The sequence below is a fragment of the Bradyrhizobium nanningense genome (assembly GCF_004114535.1).
In the GTDB taxonomy this organism is placed as follows: domain Bacteria; phylum Pseudomonadota; class Alphaproteobacteria; order Rhizobiales; family Xanthobacteraceae; genus Bradyrhizobium; species Bradyrhizobium nanningense.
In genome coordinates this window covers 39,411-46,007 of record NZ_LBJC01000072.1, presented here as the reverse complement: position 1 = coordinate 46,007, position 6,597 = coordinate 39,411, and the positions used below count along the sequence as shown (strand labels likewise).

Genomic DNA, 6,597 nt, shown 5'->3' with positions numbered 1-6,597 from the left:
GGCCGGCTGCGGTGCCGGCGGATTGCCGGACGCCGGGGCCGCGGGCTGGGCGGCCGCGGCCGCCGCCTGCTGCGGCTGGGCCGCCGGGTTGATCCAGCAGGCGTGCACGCGGCTGTCCAGGGTCTCGGCGACCTTGGGGTCGATCTGGCCGCCGAACCGGGTCAGGCAGCGGAAGGCGGCCTGGATGTGGCCGCCGGGGCAGCCGAAGCGATCGTAGAGGTCGAGATGGCGGAACGCGGTATCGAGGTCGTCCCGCCACATCAGCCGCACCACGCGCCGGCCGAGCCAGACGCATTCGGGATTGCCGGCCGGGCCGTTGATGACCTGGGCGGCTTCCGCGAACTCGTCGGTGCGGCGCTGGTTCTGGGCGGCATCCTTGGCGGCGTCGGCAGGCTGGGCGGCGGCCTTGCCCTGATCCGGGGCCGGCGTGCCGCTCTGGGCGGAGGCGCCACCGAGACCGGCGAGAGCGAGAAGGCAGGAGACGGCCAAGGTGGCGGCGAACTGCCGCAGGACCGCATTTCGTGACTCGAACACCCGTTGCCGCATGAATTCCCCAATGTATCCGCTTGCCGTCCGCGTCAGGATCCCGCGGACGCGTCGGTGATGGCGTCCAAATGGGTCTCCAATGCGGCGGAAAAGTCTTTGGGAGTCCATGGCCTGTATTTGGAATTTTGTCCAGCAAAGTCACGATGCTAGGGCCCGGCCGAACGGCCGCGGCCCGATTCCTGTAGGACAGGAGCATATCCGCACCCGGACACCCCCTTGGCAGACGGCGTGCAAGCAGGTAATCGACGGGCCCTTCGCGGAGGACGGAACCGATTTCTCTTCGTACGCCACTGGCGCTTCTGCTCGTTTCACTGGGTGCGATTGCTGCCGTGTGGTGGTGGTTGGCGACGCCGATCACGCTCGCGCGCGCCCCGATCGATCCCGCCGACAAGGTCCAATGCGTCTCCTACGCGCCGTTCCGCGGCGAGCAGACGCCGCTGAACGCGTGGACCCATATCGAGGCCGAGCAGATTGAGCAGGATCTGCGCCAGCTCAAAGAGATCACCGACTGCGTCCGCACCTATTCGATGGAGAACGGGCTCGACCAGGTGCCGGCGATCGCCGCCAAGGTCGGCGGGCTGAAAGTGCTGCAGGGCATCTGGCTCTCCAGCAACCGCACCAAGAATTTCGAGCAGGTCGCGCTCGCCATCCGCCTCACCAAGCAATTCCCGGACATCATCACCACGGTCATCGTCGGCAACGAGGTGCTGCTGCGTGGCGAGATGACGACGGCGGATCTCGTCTCCATCATTCGCCTCGTGAAGACGCAGGTCAGTGTGCCCGTCACCTATGCCGACGTCTGGGAGTACTGGCTGAAGAACCGCGAGGTCTCCGACGCCGTCGACTTCGTCACGATCCACATCCTGCCCTATTGGGAGGATTTCCCGGTGAAGGCGAAATTCGCCGCCGGTCACGTGGAGACGATCCGCGAGCGCATGGTGGTGGCGTTTCCCGGCAAGGAAATCCTGATCGGCGAAACCGGCTGGCCGAGCGAGGGGCGCATGCGCGACGGCGCGCTGCCGTCACGCACCAACCAGGCGCGGGTGGTTTCGGAAATCCTCAGCCTGGCGAAGGCGCAGAAGTTCCGCGTCAATCTGATCGAGTCCTACGACCAGCCGTGGAAGCGCAAGCTGGAAGGCACTGTCGGCGGCTATTGGGGCCTCTACGATTCGGTGCGCCGGAGCCTGAAATATCCGCCGGGCGAGCCGATCAGCAATTTCCCGTACTGGAAATGGTACATGGGCGCGGGCATGGGCCTGTCGGTGCTGGTGTTCGCGGTCGCCCTCATCACGCTGCGCCGGCGGCCGTGGACGCCGCGCTTCTCGGCCTGGCTCGGCGTCGCCATCTCGGCGACGACGGCGGGGAGCCTGCTCGGGATCGGCGCCGACAAGATGTATTACGAGAGCTACGGCATCGGCGGCTGGCTGCTGTGGGGCGCGCTGTTACTTGCCGGCATCCTGTCGCCGATCTTCTGTTCGCAGGCCATGGTGATCGGCCGCAGCCTTCCGACCTTCCTCGATTTGCTCGGTCCGCGCGAGGGGCGCAAATGGTCGAAGCTCACCGCCGTTCTCGGCCTGACGCTCGCGGCGACGGCGGTGATCGCGGCCGCGACCGCGCTCGGCTTCGTGTTCGACCCGCGCTACAAGGATTTTCCCTACGCCGCGCTGACGATGGCGGTGGTGCCGTTTGCGCTTCTGATGCTGAACCGGCCGCAGATCGGCCAGCGTCCGATCGCGGAATCGGTGTTCGCGGGCGTGCTGGCGCTGTCGGCCGTCTTCGTGCTCTTCAACGAAGGCCGCGACAATTGGCAGTCGTTGTGGACCTGCGCGATCTATCTGTTGTTCGCGCTCACGCTGTGGCGGGCGCGGGCCGAGCAAACCCAAGAATGAACAGGCCGATCGCAAGGCCCGACAGCACGACATTGTAGAGCACGATGCCGAGGCCGGCCGCGATGATGCCGACCGTGAGCAGCACGATCGACGGCCGCATCAGGTTCAGCGTCGCAACCACCAGCGCGACGATGCCGAACACCGAATTCTTGAACAGCACGGTCGAGACCGACCGCGCCTTGCAGAGCAGCGTCTGAAGCCCGGCGTCGCAGGCCAGAGCGACCTGCGACAGCTCGATCGCGAGGTAGCGCAGATAAAGCGCATAGCCGACGGACGCGAAGCCGACGACGATAAGGAACTGCACCTGGTAGGGCGTGAGGCGGAAGGGCTTTTTTGTCATGGCCGCAATATGGTCGGGATGGCGCGGGCAGGCAACAGGGGGGATGATGTTTCTGCTGATCCGGCCGGCTTAAGGCGTGCGCGAGGAGCCGTCAAAGCCGACGTTGCGTCCGTTCTGTTCCGCCAGCCGGCGCTCGTATTTTTCAGCCAATGCGAGCAGTCGCTTCCTGATATGGGGATCCGCCTGGTCTGCCAGCTCGCGGATCAAGGTGAGTTGCTCCCGCAGAAACTTCGCGTCCGCCGTCATCTCCGCTCCGAATCAAATCCGTCGCGGATCATGCCGGATTGCGCCGGCTCTGTTGGTGTCATTTGGTACGTTGCCATCGCTCGGAGCTTGCGATGCGGGCGGTCAACGCGACGGAGCCGACCATGTTGGTCAGGCGCCGTCGGCAAAAGTTGAATGATCCTGTCGCAGCACCATCACTTCCTGTGGGTGTTCGAGCCGGTGGTGGTGGTGTGGTGGCGCATTTTCTGTCCGGGCGCGCTTTCCGAGTGGCCCGGGCCCGCGGCGGTATTGGTCTGGTGACCAGGCGCGTATTCGGAAGCGCCGGGACCCGTCGAAGGCTTCGTCGTGTTCTGCATCTGCTGACCCGGCGCGTAGCTCGAAGCGCCCGGCGATTTCGTAGTTTGCGCAAACGCCGAGGATGCCGCCAGCAGCGCGGCCGTCGCGATGATCAATGTCTTCACGCGTGTTTCTCCCTTGGTCATGGAGGCGGCGGGCGATTTCGTATGCGGGCCGCTCCCGTTTACGACCGGGATAACTTGGCAATCGGCGGGTGGTTTCTCTTGCCGGGCCGAAATTTAGGTCCATTGCCGCGTGCAACAACGCGCCGGCATTCACCGTGCGTTCAGGTTGAGGCTGCGTCCGCCCCGGATCGGCGCGGCTTCATCGCCTGAAGAATGACGACAGCGTCGATCCCGCGGACGCCGACGCGGTCTCTGGCTTCGCCGGCGCCGGCTGCGCCGCAGGGGCGGGCGCGGGCTCCTCGCGCTTGGTGCGTTTCGAGGAGTAGCTGCGGCGGCGCTGCGGCTTCTCGGGCTTGGTGCTGGGCGTGGGCGCGGTTTCGGTTTGCGGGGCCGCGTCCTGGTTCTTCTCCGCGTTCTTCTCTTGAACCCTGTCTTGAGATTTCTCTTGTGCCTTGTCTTGAGACTTCTCTTGCCCCTTTTCCGAGCCACGCATCGACAGGCGCTGGCCGTCGAACACGGTGGTCTCGCAGTGACGATTGTTCTCGGCGAGGCTCGCGCAGAATTTCGCGGCGGCGGCGGCGTTGACGAGGGGCCCGGCGCCCAGGCGGAGCTGCATGCCGAGCCCGGTCGTGCCTTCCTTGATCATGATGATCGGTCGCAGCGCTGCGACTTCCGGATTGGATTTGGTCACGCCGCGCCAGAGCGCGCGCAAGGCATCGACCGAATTGGCGCCGCCGAGATCGATCGCGAAACGCGTCTGCTGAACCGCGATCGCGGGGGATTCGCTTTCGGCGGTTTCCGCCGGCTTGGCGGCTGTCGCGACGACTTCGGTCGGGGCGGACGCCGGCTCGGGCTTCTTCTCGGCAGCCTTCTCGTTTGTCTCGGGCTGCATCAATTTCGACGCGGCCGGATCGGGCGGCGCCATCATCGACTTGGACGGGACCAGCGGAATGGTCGGCAATGCCGAGTTCGTTGCCAGCGGTTGTCGCACGAGCGAGGCGGCAGCGGCGCTCTGCGGTGGCGGGCTCGACGGCTCCTTTGCAGTTTCCTTCGACGTTTCCTTGGGTGTCTCCTTGGACGTGTCCTTGGCGGCGTCGGTGCGGGGCTTGTCAGCGGCGGAAGCAGGCGTCGAGGCAACCGGCGCGACGCTGGGAGCCGTGGGCGCAGCATCCTGCGCCTTGCCGGACTGCGGCGGCGGGGTGGTTTGCTTGGCGATGGCGCCGGTGACGGAATCGAGCCCTTGCTCCAGCACTGTGACGCGCGAATACAACCGGTCGCGATCCGTATTCAGCGTCTCGATGGCGGCAGTGAGCCGGCGAGCCTCGATCTGGCTCTCCTTGGTGAGCACCTGGAGCCGATCGGCCTGGCGCGCGAGATCGGCGGAAGCAACCTGGTCGCGCCGCCAGCCGAGCTGAGCCTGATTGGCCATCACCGCGATGGTGACGGCGCCAACGGCCGCCACGCCCCACGAGCCAAGCCGCCACAGCAGGCGGCGGTCGAACGCGCTTTCCTCGGCCAAAAGTCCAGAGAACAGCCCGCCGGTCTCCTTGGCGCCGAAGGCATCCGCCAGTGGGTCGGAATCCTTTGCCATGAACGTTAAGTGCCCAGCCCCGAAGCTGCCCCGAATCAATCAGGGAACATTAACAGGAAAAGCGTGTCGCACTTGAATTCCGGGCGTTTGCGGGGGTAGCAAGGCGGCAGCTTTTGAGGGCGGCCCGCCCCATTTGATTCGGCCGAATCTGACAGGATTTCGATGACCGCCCGTTCCAGCCTCACGATCGTGCTCGCCGCCGGCGAAGGCACGCGCATGCGATCGAGCTTGCCGAAAGTGCTGCATCCGGTTGCTCACCAGACGCTGCTGGCCCACGTGCTCGGCGCGGCACCCAAGGGAACCGGCAGCTCGCTCGCGGTCGTGATCGGTCCCGACCACCAGGCGGTCGCGGACGAGGCGAAGCGCATCAGGCCCGACGCGCTCACCTTCGTGCAGACCGAGCGGCTCGGCACCGCGCATGCGGTGCTGGCGGCGCGCGAGGCGATTGCGCAGGGCGCCGATGATCTGCTGATCGCCTTCGGCGATACGCCGCTGATCTCGGCCGAGACCTTTGCGCGGCTGCGCGCGCCGCTCGCAAGCGGCGCTGCGATTGCTGCGCTCGGCTTCCGCGCTGCCGATCCCACCGGCTATGGCCGCTTCATCGTCGAGGGCGAACGTCTGGTCGCGATCCGCGAGCAGGCCGATGCGAGCGCCGACGAGCGCAAGATCGATCTGTGCAATGCCGGCGTGATGGCGATCGACGGTCGCCGGGCGCTTCAAATCCTTGGGCAAATCGGCAATGCCAATTCCAAGGGCGAATATTATCTGACGGACGCTGTCGAAATCGTCCGCAAGCAGGGATGGGAGTCCGTGGTGATCGAGACCAGCGAGGACGAAGTGCGCGGCATCAATACCAAGGCGCAGCTTGCGGAAGCAGAAGGCGTGATGCAGGCGCGCTTGCGGAGAGCAGCGATGGAGGCCGGCGTCACGCTGATCGCGCCGGAGACCGTTTATCTCGCCGCCGATACCGTGTTCGGCAAGGACGTGACCATCGAGCCGTTCGTGGTGATCGGCCCAGGCGTGTCGATCGCCGACGGCACCGTGATCCATTCCTTTTCGCACATCGTGCAGACGACACTCGGCAAGAACGTCTCGATCGGTCCCTATGCGCGGCTTCGGCCCGGCACCTCGCTCGGCGACGGTGCGCGGATCGGCAATTTCGTGGAGACCAAGGCGGCGACGCTGGAGGCCGGCGTCAAGGTCAACCATCTCTCCTATATCGGCGATGCCACAATCGGCGCCAATTCCAACATCGGCGCCGGCACCATCACCTGCAACTACGACGGCTTTAGGAAGCACAAGACGGTGATCGGGCAGGGTGCCTTCGTCGGCACCAATTCGTCGCTGGTCGCCCCCGTCAAGATCGGCAAGGGCGCCTATATCGGCTCGGGCTCGGTGATCACCCGCGACGTGCCCGATGACGCCATGGCGCTGGAGCGTAACCAGCAGACCATCCGGGAAGGCGGCGCGGCGCGCTATCGCGAGATGAAGACGGGCGGCAAGAAGCCGGAGAAGTGAGAAGCCAGGCGGTTCTTCTCTTGCGAG

General features: G+C 65.8%; 7 protein-coding genes. 2 read left to right on the top strand and 5 right to left on the bottom strand.

The annotated features are described in order from the left end of the window. Positions 1-546 (bottom strand): beta-1-3, beta-1-6-glucan biosynthesis protein (locus tag XH84_RS33320; RefSeq protein ID WP_128948592.1); only part of this gene is annotated, 546 nt, incomplete at its 3' end. A gap of 329 nt (positions 547-875) precedes the next feature. Between XH84_RS33320 and XH84_RS33315 the strand changes: the two genes are divergently transcribed. After that, positions 876-2,435 (top strand): glycoside hydrolase family 17 protein, encoded by a 1,560-nt coding sequence (locus XH84_RS33315; protein ID WP_164936092.1) that lies wholly within the window; start codon positions 876-878, stop codon positions 2,433-2,435. Here the strand turns inward: XH84_RS33315 and XH84_RS33310 are convergent. From XH84_RS33310 to XH84_RS33300, 4 genes are all read right to left on the bottom strand, one after another. Further along, entirely contained in the window at positions 2,395-2,775 is a 381-nt protein-coding gene (locus tag XH84_RS33310) for a hypothetical protein (RefSeq protein ID WP_128918167.1), read from the bottom strand. The two genes, XH84_RS33315 and XH84_RS33310, sit on opposite strands and share 41 nt — an antisense overlap. Before the next feature lie 69 nt (positions 2,776-2,844). Beyond that, positions 2,845-3,021, bottom strand: coding sequence for a hypothetical protein (locus tag XH84_RS40205; RefSeq protein ID WP_164936091.1), 177 nt, complete (start codon positions 3,019-3,021; stop codon positions 2,845-2,847). Positions 3,022-3,194: 173 nt separating this feature from the next. Continuing rightward, entirely contained in the window at positions 3,195-3,461 is a 267-nt protein-coding gene (locus tag XH84_RS33305; protein ID WP_128918166.1) for a hypothetical protein, read from the bottom strand. A 199-nt stretch (positions 3,462-3,660) separates the two neighbouring features. Beyond that, positions 3,661-5,052 carry a hypothetical protein gene (locus XH84_RS33300; protein ID WP_128918165.1) on the bottom strand — a complete coding sequence of 464 codons (1,392 nt, stop codon included), beginning with the start codon at positions 5,050-5,052 and terminating at the stop codon, positions 3,661-3,663. A gap of 162 nt (positions 5,053-5,214) precedes the next feature. Between XH84_RS33300 and glmU the strand changes: the two genes are divergently transcribed. Beyond that, entirely contained in the window at positions 5,215-6,570 is a 1,356-nt protein-coding gene (gene glmU, locus XH84_RS33295; RefSeq protein WP_128918164.1) for a bifunctional UDP-N-acetylglucosamine diphosphorylase/glucosamine-1-phosphate N-acetyltransferase GlmU, read from the top strand. Positions 6,571-6,597: the final 27 nt, after the last annotated feature.

Bases quoted from the DNA above. Each gene is read 5' to 3' on its own strand.
- XH84_RS33310 (WP_128918167.1), bottom strand. From the start codon at position 2,775: ATGACAAAAAAGCCCTTCCGCCTCACGCCCTACCAGGTGCAGTTCCTT.
- XH84_RS40205 (WP_164936091.1), bottom strand. From the start codon at position 3,021: ATGACGGCGGACGCGAAGTTTCTGCGGGAGCAACTCACCTTGATCCGC.
- XH84_RS33300 (WP_128918165.1), bottom strand. From the start codon at position 5,052: ATGGCAAAGGATTCCGACCCACTGGCGGATGCCTTCGGCGCCAAGGAG.
- glmU (WP_128918164.1), top strand. From the start codon at position 5,215: ATGACCGCCCGTTCCAGCCTCACGATCGTGCTCGCCGCCGGCGAAGGC.